The sequence below is a fragment of the Paenibacillus sp. sgz302148 genome, from assembly GCF_056120465.1.
Genome location: NZ_JBVYOJ010000002.1, coordinates 58,365 through 79,246, shown reverse-complemented (window position 1 = coordinate 79,246; position 20,882 = coordinate 58,365). Strand labels below are relative to the sequence as shown.

Annotated in this window: 15 protein-coding genes; 13 read left to right on the top strand and 2 right to left on the bottom strand. The window is 52.3% G+C overall.

Annotation, left to right across the window (positions count from 1 at the left end; genetic code table 11):
• Positions 1–101: 101 nt before the first annotated feature.
• From secA to AC0LWM_RS03855, 11 genes are all read left to right on the top strand, one after another.
• A complete protein-coding gene (gene secA / locus AC0LWM_RS03905; protein ID WP_474673591.1) occupies positions 102–2,612 on the top strand; it encodes a preprotein translocase subunit SecA in 2,511 nt (836 codons plus the stop codon).
• Positions 2,613–2,635: 23 nt separating this feature from the next.
• A protein-coding gene (prfB, locus tag AC0LWM_RS03900) for a peptide chain release factor 2 (RefSeq protein WP_474673590.1) occupies positions 2,636–3,749 on the top strand; the annotation gives its coding sequence in 2 pieces (ribosomal slippage) (positions 2,636–2,707 and positions 2,709–3,749; 1,113 coding nt in all).
• A 334-nt stretch (positions 3,750–4,083) separates the two neighbouring features.
• Positions 4,084–4,953 (top strand): YitT family protein, encoded by an 870-nt coding sequence (locus AC0LWM_RS03895; RefSeq protein ID WP_474673589.1) that lies wholly within the window; start codon positions 4,084–4,086, stop codon positions 4,951–4,953.
• Between the two features lie 126 nt (positions 4,954–5,079).
• Positions 5,080–6,129 carry an N-acetyl-gamma-glutamyl-phosphate reductase gene (gene argC, locus AC0LWM_RS03890; RefSeq protein WP_474673588.1) on the top strand — a complete coding sequence of 350 codons (1,050 nt, stop codon included), beginning with the start codon at positions 5,080–5,082 and terminating at the stop codon, positions 6,127–6,129.
• A 103-nt stretch (positions 6,130–6,232) separates the two neighbouring features.
• Entirely contained in the window at positions 6,233–7,465 is a 1,233-nt protein-coding gene (gene argJ, locus AC0LWM_RS03885; RefSeq protein WP_474673587.1) for a bifunctional glutamate N-acetyltransferase/amino-acid acetyltransferase ArgJ, read from the top strand.
• A gap of 104 nt (positions 7,466–7,569) precedes the next feature.
• A complete protein-coding gene (gene argB / locus AC0LWM_RS03880) occupies positions 7,570–8,358 on the top strand; it encodes an acetylglutamate kinase (protein ID WP_474673586.1) in 789 nt (262 codons plus the stop codon).
• Positions 8,359–8,374: 16 nt separating this feature from the next.
• Positions 8,375–9,568: an acetylornithine transaminase gene (gene argD, locus AC0LWM_RS03875; RefSeq protein WP_474673585.1), complete on the top strand. Its 1,194-nt coding sequence runs from the start codon at positions 8,375–8,377 to the stop codon at positions 9,566–9,568.
• Between the two features lie 216 nt (positions 9,569–9,784).
• Positions 9,785–10,741, top strand: coding sequence for an ornithine carbamoyltransferase (gene argF / locus AC0LWM_RS03870; protein WP_474673584.1), 957 nt, complete (start codon positions 9,785–9,787; stop codon positions 10,739–10,741).
• Between the two features lie 40 nt (positions 10,742–10,781).
• Positions 10,782–12,020 carry an argininosuccinate synthase gene (locus AC0LWM_RS03865; protein WP_474673583.1) on the top strand — a complete coding sequence of 413 codons (1,239 nt, stop codon included), beginning with the start codon at positions 10,782–10,784 and terminating at the stop codon, positions 12,018–12,020.
• A gap of 21 nt (positions 12,021–12,041) precedes the next feature.
• Positions 12,042–13,457 (top strand): argininosuccinate lyase, encoded by a 1,416-nt coding sequence (argH, locus tag AC0LWM_RS03860; RefSeq protein ID WP_474673582.1) that lies wholly within the window; start codon positions 12,042–12,044, stop codon positions 13,455–13,457.
• A gap of 60 nt (positions 13,458–13,517) precedes the next feature.
• On the top strand, positions 13,518–14,927 hold the full coding sequence (locus AC0LWM_RS03855) for a DUF4832 domain-containing protein (protein WP_474673581.1): 1,410 nt from the start codon (positions 13,518–13,520) through the stop codon (positions 14,925–14,927).
• Between the two features lie 44 nt (positions 14,928–14,971).
• Here AC0LWM_RS03855 and AC0LWM_RS03850 read toward each other — a convergent pair whose 3' ends face one another.
• The gene (locus tag AC0LWM_RS03850) at positions 14,972–16,510 is read right to left on the bottom strand and encodes a stalk domain-containing protein (RefSeq protein WP_474673580.1); all 1,539 of its coding nucleotides are present in this window, start codon (positions 16,508–16,510) and stop codon (positions 14,972–14,974) included.
• Between the two features lie 62 nt (positions 16,511–16,572).
• Positions 16,573–17,595 (bottom strand): hypothetical protein, encoded by a 1,023-nt coding sequence (locus AC0LWM_RS03845; protein ID WP_474673579.1) that lies wholly within the window; start codon positions 17,593–17,595, stop codon positions 16,573–16,575.
• A gap of 234 nt (positions 17,596–17,829) precedes the next feature.
• Between AC0LWM_RS03845 and AC0LWM_RS03840 the strand changes: the two genes are divergently transcribed.
• Together AC0LWM_RS03840 and AC0LWM_RS03835 are read left to right on the top strand one after the other, a co-directional pair.
• Positions 17,830–20,004, top strand: a complete 2,175-nt coding sequence (locus AC0LWM_RS03840) for an NAD-dependent epimerase/dehydratase family protein (protein WP_474673578.1) — start codon at positions 17,830–17,832, stop codon at positions 20,002–20,004.
• Positions 20,005–20,173: 169 nt separating this feature from the next.
• Positions 20,174–20,881, top strand: a complete 708-nt coding sequence (locus AC0LWM_RS03835) for a hypothetical protein (protein WP_474673577.1) — start codon at positions 20,174–20,176, stop codon at positions 20,879–20,881.
• Position 20,882 lies beyond the last annotated feature (1 nt).

The window sequence follows — 20,882 nt, the reverse complement described above, 5'->3', positions numbered from 1 at the left end:
TGTTGCGGCGAGGTATGCAAACTGTTACAATTTAGGCAAACTTACTTTTTCGAGCGACCTGTTTCCGCAGTACGGGAACAGTATAGAAGGAGCGGGAAATTATGCTGGGTCTTGTTAAAAAAATATTCGGTGATACAAACGAACGTGAAATTAAACGCATTTTGAAAACGGTGGATAAAATCAACCAGCTTGAGCCGACGTTCAAAGCTCTGTCGGACGAGCAGCTGCGCGCCAAAACGGAAGAATACCGCGCGCGCCTGGACAAAGGCGAAACGATCGACGACTTGCTGCCGGAAGCTTTTGCGACGGTGCGCGAGGCGTCTGTTCGTGTGCTCGGCAAACGCCATTACGACGTGCAAATGATCGGCGGCATGGTGCTGAACGAAGGCAAAATCGCGGAGATGCGCACAGGGGAAGGGAAAACGCTCGTCGCTACGCTGCCGACGTATTTGAACGCATTGCTCGGCAAAGGCGTGCACGTCGTTACGGTCAACGACTACCTCGCACAGCGCGACCGCGACGAGATGGGGCAAGTGCACGAGTTCCTTGGCCTAACCGTTGGCGTCAACCTGCACGACATGTCGCATGACGAGAAGCAGGAAGCTTATGCGTGCGACGTTACGTACGGCACGAACAACGAGTTCGGTTTCGACTACTTGCGCGACAACATGGTGTTATATAAGGAACAAATGGTACAGCGCCCGCTTAACTATGCCATCATTGACGAAGTTGATTCCATTCTAATCGACGAAGCGCGTACGCCGCTCATCATTTCCGGCCAAGCGGCCAAATCGACGGAGCTGTATTATGCGGCTGCCCGATTCGTAGAGCGTCTGAATCATGAAGAGGATTTTACGATCGATATTAAAGTGCGTGCCGTTTCCTTGACGGAATCCGGCGTAGCGAAAGCGGAGCGGGCGTTTGGCATCGACAACTTGTTCGACCACCAGCACGTGCTGCTCAATCACCACATCACGCAAGCGCTCAAAGCGTTCGCGATCATGCGCCGCGACGTGGATTACGTCGTACAGGATGAGGAAGTGCTGATCGTCGACGAATTTACGGGCCGGATCATGTCCGGACGTCGTTACAGCGACGGCTTGCATCAGGCGATCGAAGCGAAGGAAGGCTTGGAAGTTCAGAACGAGAGCATGACGCTCGCGACGATTACGCTGCAAAACTACTTCCGGATGTACCAGAAGCTGTCCGGCATGACCGGTACGGCGAAGACGGAAGAAGAAGAGTTCAAGAAAATTTACGGCCTCGAGGTCATTCAAATTCCGACGAACCGTCCGATGATTCGGAAGGACGCGGCGGACGTCGTATACAAATCCGAAGACGGCAAGTTCCGCGCGGTCGTGGAACAGATCGTCGAACGTCACAAGCATAAGCAGCCGGTGCTCGTCGGCACGATCTCCATCGAAAACTCGGAGAGATTGTCCGAGATGCTGAAGAAAAAAGGCGTGCAGCACAAAGTACTTAACGCGAAATACCATGCGGAAGAAGCGGAAATCGTCTCTCGCGCGGGTCAGCCAGGTGCCGTCACGATTGCGACGAACATGGCCGGCCGCGGTACGGACATTATCCTGGGCGAAGGCGTTGCCGATCTCGGGGGCTTGCATATTATAGGTACGGAGCGGCACGAAAGCCGCCGGATCGACAACCAGCTGCGCGGCCGTGCAGGACGTCAGGGCGACCCGGGCTCCACGCAATTTTACTTGTCGCTTGAGGATGAGCTCATGCGTCGTTTCGGCGCCGACAACATCATGGGCATGATGGAGCGGATGGGCTTTGACGAGGATACGCCGATCGAAAGCCGCCTCATTACCCGTGCGGTCGAATCCGCGCAGAAACGCGTCGAAGGCAACAACTTCGACACGCGGAAAGTCGTCCTCCAATACGACGACGTCATGAACCAGCAGCGGACGATCATTTACAAGCAGCGCCGCGAAGTGCTTCATTCGGAGAATATCCGCGAAATCGTGCTCGAAATGCTCGATTCGGTTATCGAGAAGGTAGTCGAGGCGCATTGTCCTGCGGAAGAGGTTCCGGAAAACTGGGAGCTGCAGGCGATCGTCGATTATGCGAATACGACGTTCTTCAACGAAGGCGACCTGACGGTGGAAGCAATTTGGGGCAAGGAAAAAGAAGAAATCGTCGATTATATCCAAGATCGCGTCGAGGAACTTTACAACGCGCGCGAGGAAGCGATCGGCGAAGAAGCGATGCGCGAATTCGAGAAGGTCGTCGTGCTGCGCGCGGTCGACTCCAAATGGATGGACCATATCGACGCGATGGATCAGCTGCGCACGGGGATTCACCTGCGCGCTTACGGCGGTACCGATCCGCTGCGCGAGTACCAGTTCGAAGGCTTCGAAATGTTCAAAGAAATGGTTGAGCATATCCAAGAGGAAGTTTCGACGTACATCATGAAGGCGCAAGTGGAAAGCAACCTGGAGCGCAAAGCGGTCGTCGAGGGCCAGACGTCGACGAATAGCCCGGAAGATTCCGTGAAGAAGCCGGCGCGCCGCGAAGAGCGCACAGGCCGCAACGAGCCTTGTCCTTGCGGCAGCGGCAAGAAGTTCAAGCAGTGCCACGGCAAACTCTTTTAATAATAGATGAGGTGCAGACAGCGATGATCGATATCGAAATCAAGCAAGACCTGAGGGAAACGGCAAAGCGACTAAATGAACTTCGGGGGTCTCTTTGACTTAGATCTGAAGCGGGAAATGATCGAGAACTATGAAGAGAAGATGGCCGACCCGAACTTCTGGGACGACAATGAGCGGGCGCAGGGGATCATCTCCGAGATGAACGCGATCAAGTCGGTCGTGGATCAATACATGGGCCTCGTCCAAGAGCAGGAGGACATGGAAACGATGCTGCTGCTCGCAGAAGAGGAGCAGGACGAGTCACTCGTGGGCGACATCGCGGAAGGCGTGCAGTCGCTCGTGAAAAAGGTCGAAAGCTTCGAACTGCAGCTTCTCCTCAACCAGCCATACGATAAGCTGGATGCGATCTTGGAGCTTCATCCGGGTGCAGGCGGCACGGAATCCCAGGACTGGGCGCAAATGCTGTACCGGATGTACACTCGGTGGGCCGAGAAGCGCGGCTTCAAGGTCGAGGTGCTCGACTTCTTGCCCGGCGACGAGGCGGGCATCAAGAGCGTCACGATCAGCATCAAGGGCTACAATGCCTACGGTTATTTGAAATCGGAGAAAGGCGTTCACCGCCTAGTGCGGATTTCGCCGTTCGACGCTTCAGGCCGTCGGCATACGTCCTTCGTCTCATGCGACGTCATGCCGGAGATCAACGACGATATCGAGATCGAGATTCGGCCCGAGGATCTCAAGGTCGACACGTACCGGTCCAGCGGCGCGGGCGGGCAGCACGTCAACAAGACGGAGTCCGCGGTGCGCATTACGCACATTCCGACCGGGATCGTCGTGGCGTGCCAAACGGAACGCTCGCAGATTTCCAACCGCGATCGGGCGATGAAAATGCTTCGTTCCAAGCTGTACGAGAAGAAGATCGAAGAGCAGCAGCAGCACTTGGCTGAAATCCGCGGCGAACAATCGGATATCGCCTGGGGCAGCCAAATTCGCTCCTACGTGTTTCACCCGTACAGCATGGTGAAGGATCATCGGACCCAAGTGGAAACCGGCAACGTCGGCGCCGTCATGGACGGGGATGTCGATGCTTTCATCGACGGATTCCTGCGCAATCAGATCCGCCATAAAGAAGAATAGCGAATTCCCGATCATGAAATCGCCGCGAGCGAGACATGATAAACCCAAACAATCCTACACGAAACGTGTAGGATTGTCTTTTTAAACGGGAAGTTTAAGTTCGTTGAAGCATTAAAGCGATATAGAACTTTCTAGAGGATTTATAAGATATCCGCAGATCACGTTGTTGATCTAAAATTCGATTTGGCAAGAAAAGCATCAACTTACGTAGGACCAATCATGGTGGAAAGGGCTTCGAATAGAAGCTTTTCAACGAAATAGGATAGAAAACGGTACAGGCTTAGGCTGGCCATTGCTTGGTACAGAATTTTTGAACGAATAAGGAGGCGTCGGTGTGCGCAGAAGAACACCTTTAATTCCGGTTGACAGTTTTTTATACAAATTGATTGAATACGTACTGCTCGTGATCGGCTGCTTTCTTGTGGCCGCGAGCTTTAACGTCCTGCTGCTGCCGAACCAGATCGCATCGGGCGGCGTTTCGGGCATATCCGTCATCGCCCAGAAACAATGGGGCATTGAGCCGGCCATTACGCAATGGGCGCTGAACATCCCGTTGTTTTTTGCCGGAGTTCTCTTGCTCGGCAGAGCGTACGGTTTGAAGACGGCGGTTGGTTCCGTCGTGCTGCCTTTTTTCGTATGGCTGACAAGCCACTGGCAACCGATGACCGAAAATCCGCTGCTGGCTGCCATCTTCGGCGGAATCGGCGTCGGCGCGGGGATTGGCATCGTGTTTCGCGGCCGCGGCTCGACCGGGGGGTTATCGGTAGCCGCTTCGATTTTGCATAAATTCAGCGGTTTGAGCTTGGGGCATGCGGTCGCTGTATTCGACGGCCTCGTCATCGTTGGCGCAGGCATTGTATTCGGGCTGGAACGCGCGCTGTACGCATTAATCGGTTTGTTCATAACGAGTAAAGTCATTGACGTCGTACAGCTCGGGCTTTCTTCGTCCAAGGTGGCTTTTATCATCTCCCAGCAGCCGGAGAAGGTTGCACAAGCCGTATTATATGAACTGGACCGGGGACTGACGAAGCTGTCCGGCCGCGGCGGTTTTACGGACGAGTCCAGGACCGTGCTGATGGTCGTCGTCGGGCAAACCGAGGTGACCAAGCTGAAGGCATTCGTCATGTCGATTGACCCGAATGCTTTTATCATTATTAGCAACGCTTCGGAAGTGCTTGGCGAAGGATTTAAGCTCGAAGGATAGTCTCTGGAAAATGACCGGATTTTGTCACGTTCCGGCGGCAATTTATCGTTGAATTATTATTTATATCATCGTATAATAATGCATATATTTTTTCGTGAGTGGGACGTTTTTGGGAGGGAGCCGCACATGAATACGCCAATAAAAGTTGCTATCGTAGGTTCGACAGGCTACGGCGGGGTCGAACTGATTCGTTTTTTAGGGGGACATCCGCTCGTTCAGATTACATCCGTCATTTCGTCTTCAAGCGCAGGGGCGCCGATTGCCGAAGGATTTCCGCATTTGACGGAAATTATGACGGATTTGCTAGACGGGGTCGATATTCCGCTGATCAAGGAGAAAGCCGATGTCGTCTTTACGGCGACGCCGTCCGGAGTCAGCGCGAAGCTGGTGCCTCAGCTTGTAGACGCGGGGCTTAAGGTGATCGATTTGTCCGGCGATTTCCGGTTGACATCGGCTGTGCAATACGAGCAATGGTATAAGCACGAAGCACCGGGTGAGGAATATGTAGCGAAAGCGGTATACGGTCTTGCCGAAGTGTTCGGACAAGAGGTAAAAGGCGCCGATTTCATCTCGAATCCGGGCTGCTACGCAACGGCTGCGTTGCTAGGTTTGACTCCGCTTCTGCAGACGGATTGGATCGATCCGGCATCGATTATCATCGACGCGAAGTCGGGCGTTTCCGGGGCAGGACGCGGGCTTAGCCTATCCTCGCATTTTTCGGAAATCAATGAAAACTTCAAAGCTTACAAAGTGAACAAACATCAGCATACGCCGGAAATCGAGCAGGTGCTGACAAGAGTGTCCGGCAAGCCGGTAACGGTCACGTTTACGCCGCAGCTCGTTCCGATGACGCGCGGCATTATGTGCACGATGTACGTGAATATGAACGGCAATCGCACGGATGCCGATTTCATCGAACTATATAAGCAATATTACGAAGGACGCCGATTCGTCCGTATTCGCAACAAGGGCACATGGCCGGCGACCAAAGAAACGCTCGGCTCGAACTATTGCGATATCGGCTTTAGCGCGGATGAACGGACAGGGCGATTGACGATCATTTCGGTCATCGACAACGTCGTGAAGGGAGCAGCCGGGCAAGCGATCCAGAACTTGAACCTAATGATGGGCTGGGACGAAACGTTGGGCTTGGCTTTAACGCCGATGTATCCATAACGAAACGGCATTCTTTACCTATTTAAATTGATTTGAGAGTTAATCAGGCAATGCGACCGTACAGGCGATTTGGGGAAAAAGGGACAGGTGAAGGAAGATGGCGATGATGAACGGGGTGGCATTTACCGTCGTAGCGGACGGGTCGATAACGACGCCGCAAGGGTTTCGTGCAGCCGGGCTGCACTGTGGGTTGAAAAAAACGACGCGCCACGATTTGGGTGCAATCGTGTGCGACGTGCCGGCGACGGCCGCGGCGGTGTATACGCTAAACGCGTTCCAGGCGGCACCAATCAAGGTGACGAAGGATAGCCTGAACGGCCGCGGTACGCTGCAAGCAGTTATCGTCAACAGCGGCAACGCGAATGCATGCACGGGCAAGCAAGGCGACGAGGACGCATTCGCGATGCGCGCCGCGGCGGCGCAAGCATTCGGCGTACCGGAGACGGCGGTTGCCGTTGCATCGACGGGCGTCATCGGCGAGCCGCTAAAGATGGACCGCGTGCTGCAAGGCATTAGCGATATCGCGGGACGGCTTGGCGGCGGAGCACAGGAAGCGGACGATTTCAGCCAGGCGATTCTGACGACCGATTTGGTGAAGAAAGAAGTATGCGTGCGCGTAACCGTGGGCGGAAAAGTCGTACATATTGCCGGCGCGTCCAAGGGCTCGGGCATGATTCACCCCAACATGGCGACGATGCTCGGTTTTATGACGACCGATGCGCGCATCGGTCACGGCGATCTGCAGCGTCTGCTCGGCGAAGTGACGGATGCCACGTTCAACATGATTACGGTCGATGGCGACACGAGCACGAACGACATGCTCGTCGTGATGGCGAGCGGAGCGGCTGACACCGACACCCTAACCCCGGCTCATCCGGATTGGGCGGCTTTTGCGGCAGGCTTCCAGCACGTGTGCGAAGTGCTGGCCAAAGCAATCGCCCGCGACGGCGAAGGCGCAACGAAGCTGGTCGAAGTCAATGTGAGCGGCGCGGTTTCGAACGATGCGGCGCGTGCAATCGCGAAGACGGTTATCGGCTCGAGCCTCGTCAAATCGGCGGTATTCGGCGCCGATGCCAACTGGGGGCGCATCATCGCTGCGGTTGGCCGTGCAGGGCAGCCGGTGAACACCGAGACGGTCGATATTCGCCTCGGCGATATTGTCGTGCTGGAGCAGTCGCGTCCGATCCGTTTTGACGAAGCGGTTGCGCTGGAATATTTGAAAGGCACCGACGTCGCGATTTACGTCGACCTGCATATGGGCGAAGGCCAAGCAACGGCTTGGGGCTGCGACCTGACGTACGATTATGTGCGGATTAATGCGGCTTACCGGACGTAACAACCGGTAGACGTGGACGGAGCGAGTTTCGGGTTCAGTCTCATTTTGTCTGGGGGACCTTCCTCAGATGGAATCATTACGAATCATTGGAGAGAATAACGGTTATGTCGCATAAACGTTTTGTGATGAAGTGCGGGGGAAGCACGCTGGCAGCGCTGCCGGACGCTTTTTTCGCCGATTTGAAGAAGCTGCAGTCCGAATCGGTCATTCCGGTTATCGTGCATGGTGGCGGCCCGGCGATTTCGGAGACGCTCACGAAGCTTGGCATCGAGACGGAGTTCGTGAACGGTCTGCGCAAAACGAACGATGCCGTGCTGGACGTCGTCGAGATGGTGCTGGCGGGGCAGATCAACAAAACGATCGTTCGCAAAATCCAGCAAAGCGGTGCCAAAGCGCTAGGCTTATCCGGCGTCGACGGAGGTCTCATTCATGCCGAACCGGTGAGCAACGCGGCGGAGGTTGGATTTGTCGGCGACGTGACCGACGTGAACGCGGAAGTGATCGAAGGCGTCATCGTCATGGGCTACATGCCGGTGATCGCGCCGATCGGACTGGACGCAAGCGGCCAGCGCTACAACATCAATGCCGATACGGCGGCGGGTGCGGTCGCATCGCATCTGGGCGTCGAGCAAATGATCGTCGTGACTGACGTTCCCGGCATAATGCGTACGGTGGACGGCGAGAAGGTCGTGCTGTCGTCGGTGACGGTAGCGGAAATTGAAGACATGATCGCAACCGGTGAAATTTACGGCGGCATGATTCCGAAAGTGCGCGCGGCGATCCAGTGCATTCAAGGCAAGGTGCGCGAAGTGGTCATCGTCAGCGGGACGGAACCGGAAGTACTGAGCAAGGTGCTGAACGGCAGCGCCGTCGGCACGCGAATCGTGAAATAAGGGGAGAGTGAACGATATGGGAGAACAGGCACAAAGCGCATTGTTTCCGACTTATGCGCGGTATCCGATTGCGCTCGTGAAAGGGGAAGGCAGCTGGCTGTGGGACGACCAAGGCAACAAGTACCTGGATTTTATGAGCGGGATTGCCGTAACGAATCTGGGACATGCACCGGCCAAGGTGAAGGAAAAGCTGGCCCAGCAGCTGGATGAACTATGGCACGTTTCGAATTTGTTCCACATTCCGAATCAAGAGAAAGCGGCGCAATTGCTGACGGCGAACAGCTGCGCGGATGCGGTTTTTTTCTGCAACAGCGGTGCGGAAGCGAATGAAGCGGCAATTAAGCTGGCGCGCAGATACCATCAGAAGGTGGTCGGCGACGGGCGTTATGAAATCATAACGTTCAACCAATCGTTCCACGGTCGGACGCTGGCGACCTTAACGGCGACGGGGCAGGATAAGGTGAAGGAAGGCTTTTCGCCTCTGCCGACTGGCTTTGTCTACGTGCCTTACAATGACATCGACGCGTTAAAAGCGGCGGTCAACGACAACACGTGCGCGATCATGCTGGAGTTCGCACAAGCCGAAGGCGGCGTTAACATCGCGGATAAAACATACATTCGGCAAGTGGCGCAACTGTGCCAGGAACGGAACCTGCTGCTGATCGCCGACGAGATTCAAACCGGCATGGGCCGGACCGGCAAGCTGTTCGCTTACGAGCATTACGGCATCGAGCCGGACATCATCACGCTTGCCAAAGGCCTGGGCAGCGGCTTCCCTGTTGGGGCGATGCTTGGGAAGGAGAAGCTGCGTGAAGCGTTTACGGCAGGCAGTCACGGCTCCACGTTCGGCGGTACGCCGATCGCAACGGCAGCCGTTATCGCGACGATCGAAACGATCGTAGGTGACAATGTCCCGGCGAAAGCGGCCGAGTCCGGCGCTTATTTGCTGGAGCAGCTGCAAACAAAGCTCGCGGGCAATCCGTTTGTGAAGCAAGTGCGCGGAATCGGGCTGCTGGTCGGCATCGAGTGCGCTCAGCCTATAGCGGACATCATTGCGGAGGCGCAGCAAGAAAAGCTGTTGTTCATATCGGCCGGGCCTAATGTAATTCGTTTGCTGCCGAGCTTGCTCGTGACGAAGGAAGAAATCGATCAAGCGGTGACGATCATCGGCAAATTGCTATCCCAAAAAGCGGCGACGGTAACGGCATAACCAAGTGGCAATCGTGCGGCCGGATCAATGTTAGTTGGTTTGCATACCTAAGCGAACCAAGTTCAATTGGCTTTTCGGATCCAAAAGTTACCGAACGTTTGTCTGAACAATACGAATTCATCGAGCCGTTTCCCAGCCTGGGATACTTCCCGCGGGAAGCGGCTTGACCTGTGAATAAAGCATCCTTGCAGGATGCAAAGCGAAGGAGCGAATACAATGACCGATGCGGTAAAACAAGACCTGGCGCAGCAGCTGAAAGGCCGCGATTTTCTGGGCCTAGTCGATTACACGGCGGAAGAAATTCAATATTTGATCGATTTGGCGATCGAGCTGAAGCGCAAGAACAAAGCGGGCGAAATTTATGAGCCGCTTAAAGGTAAAACGCTGGCGATGATTTTCGAAAAATCGTCGACGCGGACGCGCGTTTCGTTTGAAGTGGGCATGTATCAACTGGGCGGACATGCGCTGTTCCTCAGCAAAAACGATATCCAAATCGGCCGCGGCGAAACGGTTTCGGATACGGCCCAAACGCTGTCCCGTTACGTGGACGGCATCATGTTCCGCACGTTCGGCCACCGCAACGTCGTTGAGCTGGCAAGAGCGGCGACGGTACCGGTCATTAACGGCTTGTCCGATCTGTCCCACCCGTGCCAGGCGCTCGCCGACTACCAGACGATTCAAGAGTATAAAGGACGTCTGCGCGGCTTAAAAGTCGCCTATATCGGCGACGGAAACAATATGGTACACTCGTTGATGATGGGCGCGAGCAAGCTCGGCATCGACTTCGCCGTGGCGACGCCGGGAGGCTACGAGCCAAGCGCGGAAGTGATCCAGATTTGCAAGGAAAGCGCAGCCGAGCACGGTTCGAAGATGCACATTTGCCGCGATCCAAAAGAAGCGGTAGCGGATGCCGACGTTGTTTATACCGACGTATGGGCGAGCATGGGCTTTGAAGCCGAGCAGAAGGCGCGCGAAATTGCGTTCAAGGACTTCCAAGTGAACGAAGAATTGATGAAATATGCGAAGAAAGACTACCTGTTCATGCACTGCTTGCCGGCGCACCGCGGCGAAGAAGTGAGCGAAGGCGTCATCGACGGCGAGCATTCGATCATTTTCGATCAGGCGGAAAACCGTCTGCATGCGCAAAAAGCGATTATGGCGGCAATCATGTAATCCATATCATTGAATAATAGACGAAGGGGAGAACCTGCTCATGGCAAAAAATAAAATTGTGCTCGCCTATTCAGGCGGCTTGGACACGTCGGTCATTCTGACGTGGCTGAAAGAAACATACGACGCGGAAATCATTGCTTTTACGGCAGACATCGGGCAGAAGGAAGAGCTAGACGGTCTGGAGGAAAAAGCGCTCCGCACCGGCGCGTCGAAAGTGTACATCGACGACCTGCGCGACGAATTCGCACGCGATTTCATCAACCCGATGTTCCAAGCGGGAGCATTATACGAAGGGCAATACCTGCTCGGCACGAGCATCGCGCGTCCGCTTATCGCGAAGCGGATGGTCGAAATCGCCCGCGCCGAAGGTGCCGTAGCGATTGCGCACGGCGCAACGGGCAAAGGCAACGACCAAGTGCGCTTCGAGCTGACGGCAGCGGCGCTTGCGCCTGAGCTGGAAGTGATCGCGCCTTGGCGCAACGAGGCGTTCCGCGAGCAGTTCCCGGGACGCGCGGAAATGATCGCTTACGCGGAGAAGCACGGCATTCCGGTCCAAGCATCGGCGTCCAAGCCGTATTCGATGGACCGCAACCTGCTTCACATCAGCTTTGAATCCGGCATGCTGGAAGATCCTTGGTTCGACTCGAGTGCTCCTTCCTGCCGCGATATGTACGTTCTGAGCGTATCGCCGGAGGAAGCGCCGGACGAGCCTGAATATATCGAGCTGGAATTCGAGAAGGGCATCTGCGTTGCAATCAACGGTGAGCGTTTGTCGCCGCTGGCCGCAATGGAGAAGCTGAACGAGCTTGGCGGCAAACACGGCATCGGCCGCGTCGACATGGTCGAAAACCGCTTTGTCGGCATGAAAAGCCGCGGCGTGTACGAAACGCCGGGCGGCACGATCCTTTTCTCCGCGCACCGCAAGATGGAGTCGCTGACGATGGACCGCGATGTGATGCATTTGCGCGACTCGCTCATTTCGAAATATAGCACGCTCGTATACAATGGCTTCTGGTTTGCTCCGGAACGTCTTGCTCTGCAAGCGCTCGTAACCGAAAGCCAGAAGAACGTCACCGGTACGGTGCGTCTGAAGCTGTACAAAGGAAACGTCATCGCCGCCGGCGTCAAAAGCCCGGTCAGCTTGTACAACCCGGATATTGCGACGATGGAAGCCGATCCGACGAAAGCGTACGACCAAGGCGACGCGACGGGCTTTATCCGCCTGAACGCGCTGCGTCTGAAAGTATCGTCCGGCGTGGAGCAAAACGCGAAGAACTAAGGCTCGAAAGGGGTAGTCACGATGTCCAAGCTGTGGGGCGGACGTTTTACGAAAAAAACCGACCAACTGGTCGAGGAATATACGGCGTCGATCATGTTCGACAAGGAGCTCGCCGAGGAAGACATTCAAGGCAGCCTTGCGCATGTGACGATGCTGGGGAAATGCGGCATCCTGCCTGCGGAAGATGTCGAGAAGATCAAGGAAGGCCTGCACAAAGTGCAGAACATGATTCGCCGCGGCGAAGTCGAGTTCACGATTTCCGATGAAGACATTCATATGAACATCGAAAAAACGCTGATCGACGAAATCGGCCCGGTCGGCGGCAAGCTGCACACCGGCCGCAGCCGCAACGACCAAGTCGCGACGGACATGCACCTATACTTGCGCAAGCGCGTCGTCGAATTCGTCGGCTTGCTTCAGAAGCTGCAGGAAGCGCTCGTGGAGCAGGCGAAAGCGAACCTCGACACGATCGTTCCGGGGTATACGCATCTGCAGCGCGCGCAGCCAATCCTGTTCGCGCATCACCTGATGGCTTACGTGTCCATGTTCGGACGCGATATCGAGCGCCTGCAAGACAGCTACAAGCGCATCGACGCACTGCCGCTTGGCGCAGGGGCGCTGGCCGGCACGACGTTTGCGATCGACCGCCACTTCGTGGCGCAGCAGCTGAACTTCGGCCGCGTGTATGAGAACAGCCTTGACGCCGTCAGCGACCGTGACTTCATCATCGAGTTCCTGTCCAACGCATCGATGATCATGATGCATTTGTCGCGCTTCTGCGAAGAGCTCGTGCTCTGGTCGAGCACGGAGTTCGCGTTCGTCGAGCTGGACGACGCGTTCTGTACGGGCAGCAGCATTATGCCGCAGAAGAAAAACCCGGACGTTGCCGAGCTCGTCCGCGGCAAAACCGGACGTGTCTACGGCAACCTGTTCGGCCTCATGACCGTGCTCAAGTCGCTGCCGCTTGCATACAATAAAGACATGCAGGAAGACAAAGAAGGCATGTTCGACACCGTTCGCACGCTGCAAGGCGCGCTGCAATTGTTCGCGCCGATGGTCGCCACGATGAAAGTGAACCGCGACCGGATGCGCAAAGCGGTTAACCAAGACTTCTCGAACGCAACGGACATCGCGGACTTCCTCGTGGGCAAGGGACTTCCGTTCCGCCAAGCGCACGAAGTTATCGGCAAAACGGTGTTGTACTGTATCCAGAACAACAAGTACCTGTTAGACCTGTCGCTCGAGGAGTTCCAGCAGTTCTCCCCACTGTTCGACAACAACATCTACACCGTGCTCCAGCCGGAAAACGTCGTCAACGCACGCAACGTGTACGGCGGTACCGCTTCGGGCCAAGTGGCCGGAGCGATTGCGCGAGCCGAAGAAGAGCTCAAGCAAACGGCCGCATGGGTCGACGCCTATTTGGAAAAAAGCAAATAATAACGGAATAAGCCACCTTTCATGCCGATAAGGATCTTTGAAGGTGGCTTCAGGAGGTTTATGAGGAAAAATCGAACGAAAATTTGGTTATCCATCTTCCTGCTCGTTTCCTGCAGCCTCGCGACAATCGGCATTGTATGGGCATACTCCAACGAAGATCCAATCACATATTACCCCGCTCAAACCGACGAAGTACTCAATAATCCGTTTATGGGATTCGTGGCAGATGCCAGATACATTCCAAAAACGGAGAACCCGCCGCACCGCTTGGCACATGTCAATTTGACCTGGAAGGAAATAGAGCCTCAACAAGGCGTATACGCTTTTGATGAGCTTGAACAGAAAAATCGTTTTGATGAGTGGACGAAGCGAGGAGCAAAGCTGATTATTCGTCTCGTGCTTGATGATCCGGCCGACGAACGGCATATGGACATACCGGACTGGCTCTACGAGGCAACGAACAAAAAGGGTACCTTCTACGATACCGATCATGGCCAAGGATTTAGCCCGGATTACTTCAATCCTGCCTTAATTGAATACCATCGGAAGCTCGTCGAGCAGTTGGCCAAACGCTATAATAGCGATCCAAGGATCGCTTTCGTAGAGCTCGGCAGCATCGGGCACTGGGGAGAATGGCATACGAAGAATGACGAGAAGACCAAGATTCCTTTTCCGAACATTGCCGTTGCCGATCAATATGTGCAGCCATATATCGATTATTTTACGGAAAAGCACTTGATGATGCGAAGGCCTTACCCGTTGGCGCAGAAGCATAACTTTGGCCTATTTAACGACATGTTCGGGGATCACGAAGCGACGATCGAGGAAATGTACGCTTGGATCAACGATGGCTATACGTTATGGCTGACGAAAGAGCCGATGCCTGCTATGCGGGATTATTGGGCCAAAGCGCCTGGAGGAGGGGAATTCTCCTCGACCCACGATCAGGAATATTATTTTAAAGATAAAAACATAGAAGAAACGCTGAAGATGGTTCGCCTCACGCACCCGAGCTGGCTAGGCCCATATGCGTTGCATGACGCGCCTGTCGGCGGCGAGCTGGAGCGCAATGCGAACCGTTTTTTGAATACGATCGCTTATCGCTTTATGCTTCGTTCAGAGACTCATGTGGAGCGAGTACGTGCTGGAGATCTTTTGGATGTAGAGATGGAGTGGTTTAACGCAGGAGTCGCGCCGTTTTATTATCGTTGGCCGCTCGAGCTTTCGTTAACCGACGAGTCCGGAACGATCGTAGCCTCGAAACAGACCAACGATGATATTCGGACATGGCAACCGGGCGCCAAGGTAACGAAACAATCGATTCCGCTTCCGCAAGATTTGCCCCCAGGAAACTACACGTTGTGTGTGGCCATTCTGGATCCGGATAGCGGGGAACCCGGCGTACAATTGGCCATCGACGGGAAAAGGACGGATGGCAGATATACGCTAGGACCTGTGATCGTCAAATAAAGCGCGGAGCCGGCACGCTGAATTGGGCTGCCGGCTCCGTGAAATTATTTTATTTCGATGTGCAATATCCGATCAGAACGTTCCCAACGGGTCGAAATACCGAACAGACGGGAGACGTACCTTGCCGGTAACCAGATAGACTCGTTGACAATGATTGGCTCGACCGTCAGCTTCGTGGGTTTCCCATTAAAGCTGGCGGTTTTATTGTCTATGCTCCATGACATTGCTTGGCTTCCTCGCGCTAAAGTTATGACCTTTTTCTTATCATCCCGCTTCACTTTCATTCCAAGCTGATTGGCGAGAAATTCGATAGGAAAATATACATCTTCGTTTTTTAATGTCGGCGGGAATGGTGAAAATCTCTCCTGGCCGTTGACCATCATACGGATAAGCGATGTGGAGCCAAGACTGATCATCCCTGCATCCTTGAATGTAAGGACGAGATCGTTAGATGCGGTAACCGCAGCACTGACCGCGCTGGATTTGTCGTTAGTTGCCAGCGCGAATATTTTACGGCCGGAGGCATCCAATCCGTACCAGACTCCCGTGGTATCGGTGAAATATACGTTCCCGTACCGGTCATTGATTACGGAAGCCTTATCGATGATTTGTTTATTGTTCGTTTGAAATACCCATAACTCGCGTCCTTTGGAATCAAAACAATATAAACGAGAACGATCTGCATAATAAGCAGCCGGTTTTGTTGAAGCGGCATTTGCCAACGCACCGATGTTGGACTGGGCAGGTTCGGGCGATACGGGTTTTCCCGTTGAACCGTCAAACGCGATCAAGCCACGCCTCGTAACAACTTGTACGTTTCCCAAGCTCGAAATGACAAGTTCGGGTGCAAGGTCGCCGTATTTTTGCAGGTCTTGTTTCCAGATGGCTTTTCCCGAATCGCTGTACGCCACGATTTGCCGATCCGGTTTCAAGATGAATAGACGCTGTTTCGCCGATCCGGATAAAATGCTGCCCGCAGGGATGCTTGCGGCCGACCATAGTATACCTCCGGTCTTATCAAAGGCTTGCAATCCCTTGGTTGACAATAAATATAGACGCCCCTCACGATCGACGTAACTCCCCTTAAACGGACGGTCATCGCCCGAAAAATGCACTTGAAAGCTTCTTTTCAGCTTGCCGTTTGCATCATATGCTTTTACGGCAAGATCGCCGGTTTCCGAAGGATAAGCAAGAGCATAAATATAACGATCTTCGCCAAATACCAATTGGGCTTGTTCCGGGGCATTCGATATTTTGTCCGTCCAGATGCTGTGAGCAGATGGGGTTATGGCGTTCATCGTCCCGCCGGAATCTACGTAATAAATGGTTGCGGTAACAGGATCGGAAACAACGTTGGACAACGCCTTGTCACTGCGGCGCCATTTCACTTGGAAGCCTTGGGATGCCTGAAGCTCCATCCTCTTTTCTGTCGACGTGCCGTCATTTACGTATCGAAAAAACAAATCACGAGCAATAAGAGGCGAAGAAGCAGAGGCTCCTGCACTGCCGGCAGTTTGAAACGCTAGAGAAGCAACCAGCAAGCTGCCCCCGACGAGCCCCCATCGTTTTTTTAATTCCGTCATTTCAATCATTTCGACTCCTTCATAGTCGTTCAACTAAGGTGCAAGATTACAGTTTAAATATATTATTGCACATACCAATGTATTCCCGGTTGCGAATGCAGCACAAACTGAAGTCTTTTGATTTCCGTCAGCGAAGTATCCAGCTTTGTTGAGTTGGTTTGAGTGATTACATCGGTCGTATAGTAGCTATTATAATCCGGTTTGTAATTGAACGAGCGGACAACTCGATAATTAGGCCCGCTAGCGCCATAATTCACGCCGGACATGCCATAACCGTCCAATGAATATAGGAGTGCGGCCGTTTCCGTCATTTTAAAGAAATGATCGACTTGCGCATCGGAAAATATGGAATAATCCACAATGTTTGTTGACAATAGCTTCACGCCTAAAGCTTTCCTGTATTGCACTGCCTTATCGGCTTTTCTCTTCACTCGATATAATAAGGCATAATGATCGGTGTTGGAATAGGCCTTCGTGTTAACCAAAAAGCTTTCCATGAAATAAAAGTCTCTTGCGCCCATATGAGTGGATGCTCCGTTTGGATTATAAACAGAGTCGACTGCATTTCCCATGACATCATCCGGATTCCATGCATTCACTACAGTTGAAAGACCCTTGCCATGAATGTAGTCCAATGTTTCGTTTAAACGGGCACGCGGGACATAGAAGTCGTAGCCGGCGTCATCCAGAAAAATGCCGTTAACCCCCATCGTTTTCCACGTGTCGATTTTAACTTGCAGTGTAGACATCGGATAGTTATTTGTTTTCACCCCAAGGTCAACGTACCCGAATACTTTCGTATTCGGATTTAAGCCATGGATTTTATTGATAATGTTTACGGTCGAAGGGTAATATCCGTCGCTCGGGTTTGCGATCGACCCGCCAAACACAACGTAATCGTACTGAGCGAATACGCGCGCTGCAGCCGTATCGTCCCATAACCCATTGACGCCTTGAGGGGTGCTATAGTAAACCAACACTTTTGCGTTATTGCCCGTATTGATTGTCGCGGCGGAGGATGTAGCGGGCATCAATGAATAGGTTAGGAACGTCAGAACGATCAATAGCGCAAGCTGTTTCTTCATGTGAATCATCCTTTCGATGTGTTGGATTTGTTAAAAATCTATCCGATTTTACATAACTATCATATTAAAGATTTAATACTAAATCGAGAGGCTAATGGAATATATTAGTTCGACATGATTCGCTATTTAGCGATATATATCAAATTAATTGTGGAAATATGTTGAATTTCATATCCAAAATATAGTATTATCTAGAAATGTAAAGAAAAAATTAAGACTAAAGGAGGATGCTTGATGAAGGTTCTCGTAACTGGCGGATGTGGATTTATAGGATCCTTTGTTGCCGAAAGGTTCCACAAAGAAGGCAACCAAGTTTATATAATCGACAATATAAGCTCAGGAAATCAGGCGAATTTACAATTTCCGCATAAATTATATCAACTCAATATTGAAGATAAAAAATGCGAGGAAGTTTTCAGAAGCGTGCAGTTTGACGTCGTCGTTCATTTGGCTGCGCAGGTAGATGTCGTAACATCGGTAAAGCTGCCTTATTCGGACACGCAAGCCAATATTCTTGGACTGGTCAATATGCTGAAGCTTTCGCAAGAACATCACGTGAAGAAGTTTATTTTTGCTTCTTCCGCAGCCGTATATGGTGCCAACCCGGAAGTTCCTTTGAAGGAAACGGCGGATTGCAGCCCGGTGTCGCCATACGGGATTAACAAGCATTTGGGAGAATACTATCTTAATAAATGGCACGAGTTATACCAGTTGCCGACTGTAGCGTTTCGTTTCTCGAATGTCTACGGGCCCCGTCAAAGCAGCGTAGGTGAGGGAGGCGTAATATCGATCTACATGGACCGCCTGCGCAAAGGCGAGAACTTGGCCGTATACGGGGATGGTGAACAAACCCGCGACTTTATTTACGTCGAAGATGTCGCAGACGCAATTTATAGGACTGCGAACAGCGAAATGACCGGCGTTTATAATTTATCGACAAATACGGAAACGAGCATCAACGAGTTAATCGATACGCTGGGCAAAATTCATCCGGTTGCGGGAGTCGATTATCATGTCCCGCGAGAAGGCGATATTTACAGGTCGAGTCTTGATAATTCCAGAGTGAAGAAAGATCTGGATTGGGTACCGATGTACTCCCTTAAGGAAGGCCTGGCCAAGACGTACGAATGGTTTAGAACGCAAGAGCAGAAACCTCAAGCCTCGGAAAAAAAGGCTTCAATCAAACTGAATCCGATAAAGGCGTTGCTTCCTTACGCGGAGAATCTCGTTGTTTTTGTGGGCTTGTTTTACTTGACGACAAGCACCTGGTCGTTCCTGCAAAACTTCTCTCTTGATTTCAAGCTGATTTACATTATTTTGTTCGGCGCACTCTATGGGACAAGACAGTCGATGATATCTACTTGTTTGTCGGTCGTTCTTTATTTCTATACCAATTTGTCTTACGGACGCGAGATCGTTTCGCTGTTTTTTGATTCCGAGGTTCTGTTTAATATCGCCGTTTATTTGTTTTTTGGCCTGATCATCGGTTTCACAACGGACAAACGCAAACAAAACGCGGCCTTCCACAGGGAACAGCTGCAGTCCGAAAAAGTAAAATATCAATTTTTGAAGGAAGTTTTTGATGATACACGCATTGTCAAAGATCAATTGCAGCAGCAAATCGTCAATAGCAGAGACAGTATCGGCCGCATTCATCATATCGTGAAAGAGCTGGAAAGCCTGGAGCCCGACAAAGTGTTAAGCTCCGCGGTTTCCGTGCTCGAAAGCTTGTTGCATACGAACCGGGTTTCCGTCTATTCCGTGAACGAAGGCGGATATTTGAGGCTTAGCATCAGGTCGAAGGGAGATCACTTCGACATCCCGAAATCGATCAAGCTAGCCGATTCTCCGCAGCTGCAGCAGGTCGTCAAGACCGGCAAAGCTTTCATCAATCGGACGCTGGACGCTATGATGCCGACGATGGTTGCTCCGGTGCAAAACGAAAACGGAAACGTGATCGCAATTGTTTGCGTGCACGAATTGGAGTTTGAGCATTTGTCTTTATACCATGAAAGTTTATTTAATATTACGGTCCAAATGATCTCCGGCGCATTGACACGGGCTCTTAAATACATAGCGTCGGCGAGACACGAGCGTTACTTGGAAGGTACGGATATACTGAATGCGGACGCCTTTCTACAAGTGTTGGAAAACAAAAAAGAGGTTAAAGAAAAGTATGAGGTCAGCTCCACGTTGCTAATGGTGGAGAAGATGACCGAGTCTTTGGAATCTCTGGCCATGACCATATCGGAATCGCTCCGGGATACGGATTTCATCGGCATGAAATCGGGGCGGCTGTGCATTCTTTTATCGAATACGGATGAGAAGGAAGCGAAGCCGGTTATGGAACGATTGGCACGTCTCGGAACGCAGGTTAAATTGTTAAGCGGGGAAGAAATGTATGCTTGAAGCGGCATTGGTCGTTTATTACGTTTTCGTCGCCTGCATAATCGCCATCGGCGTTCGTTCGAAAAAGGATTGGTTGACGGAATGCTTGTTGTTACTATTGCCTTTTTTGGGGGTCATTTTTTGCCTTCTTTTGTGGTACGTGAAGCGTAAACCCGTTGAGGACGGGGATATGTCCCGATTTGAACAGCTGGCTCCGGAATTCGGCGCGTCGACTGAAGTACACCGGGAAGTTGAGGTGGCCAAAGAAATCAATGTCATTTCCTTGGAGGATGCGCTGGTGCACCATGACTTGGCTACCCGCCGAAGGGTTTTGCTCGATATGCTGAAAAACGAGTCCTTCCAAACCCCAACCTTGTTGGAACGAGCGCTTCAGAATGAAGATACGGAAACTTCCCATTATGCTGTAACGGCCGTGATGGAAATCAAGAGAAAGTTGCTGCTTGGACTTCAACAATTATCAGTTCAATACGAGCTGGACCGGGGAAATGTTGAATTATTGCGCTCTTATGCCGCAATGCTGCAAAAATATATGGATAGCTCGTTATTTGATAAACAAACGCAAGACCACAACAGACAGCTCTATGACAAAGTGTTGAAGGATCTTTTGGAATTGGACCGCAGCGATGAAGCGATCTTTGTAGAGAAAATCAATAACAGCATTCAAATGAAGGATTATGCGGAAGCGCGCCGTTATTGCCAACTATTTCGAGAATCGTTTCCTGATCGGGAAACTCCTTATTTCATCATGTTAAAGCTGTTTTATACGCTGAAGCTGAACAAGGAATTTTACGAAGTGTTGAATGAGCTGAAATCTTCCCCGATCCGCGTTTCCAATCAAGTATTGAACACGATACGATTTTGGTCTAGGGGAGCATGAA

Coding starts and splice junctions, on each gene's coding strand:
- argF (WP_474673584.1), top strand. CDS start 9,785: ATGACCGATGCGGTAAAACAAGACCTGGCGCAGCAGCTGAAAGGCCGC.
- AC0LWM_RS03845 (WP_474673579.1), bottom strand. CDS start 17,595: ATGAAGAAACAGCTTGCGCTATTGATCGTTCTGACGTTCCTAACCTAT.
- argB (WP_474673586.1), top strand. CDS start 7,570: ATGTCGCATAAACGTTTTGTGATGAAGTGCGGGGGAAGCACGCTGGCA.
- secA (WP_474673591.1), top strand. CDS start 102: ATGCTGGGTCTTGTTAAAAAAATATTCGGTGATACAAACGAACGTGAA.
- AC0LWM_RS03855 (WP_474673581.1), top strand. CDS start 13,518: ATGAGGAAAAATCGAACGAAAATTTGGTTATCCATCTTCCTGCTCGTT.
- argH (WP_474673582.1), top strand. CDS start 12,042: ATGTCCAAGCTGTGGGGCGGACGTTTTACGAAAAAAACCGACCAACTG.
- AC0LWM_RS03840 (WP_474673578.1), top strand. CDS start 17,830: ATGAAGGTTCTCGTAACTGGCGGATGTGGATTTATAGGATCCTTTGTT.
- argJ (WP_474673587.1), top strand. CDS start 6,233: ATGATGAACGGGGTGGCATTTACCGTCGTAGCGGACGGGTCGATAACG.
- argC (WP_474673588.1), top strand. CDS start 5,080: ATGAATACGCCAATAAAAGTTGCTATCGTAGGTTCGACAGGCTACGGC.
- argD (WP_474673585.1), top strand. CDS start 8,375: ATGGGAGAACAGGCACAAAGCGCATTGTTTCCGACTTATGCGCGGTAT.
- AC0LWM_RS03850 (WP_474673580.1), bottom strand. CDS start 16,510: ATGACGGAATTAAAAAAACGATGGGGGCTCGTCGGGGGCAGCTTGCTG.
- AC0LWM_RS03865 (WP_474673583.1), top strand. CDS start 10,782: ATGGCAAAAAATAAAATTGTGCTCGCCTATTCAGGCGGCTTGGACACG.
- AC0LWM_RS03835 (WP_474673577.1), top strand. CDS start 20,174: ATGTCCCGATTTGAACAGCTGGCTCCGGAATTCGGCGCGTCGACTGAA.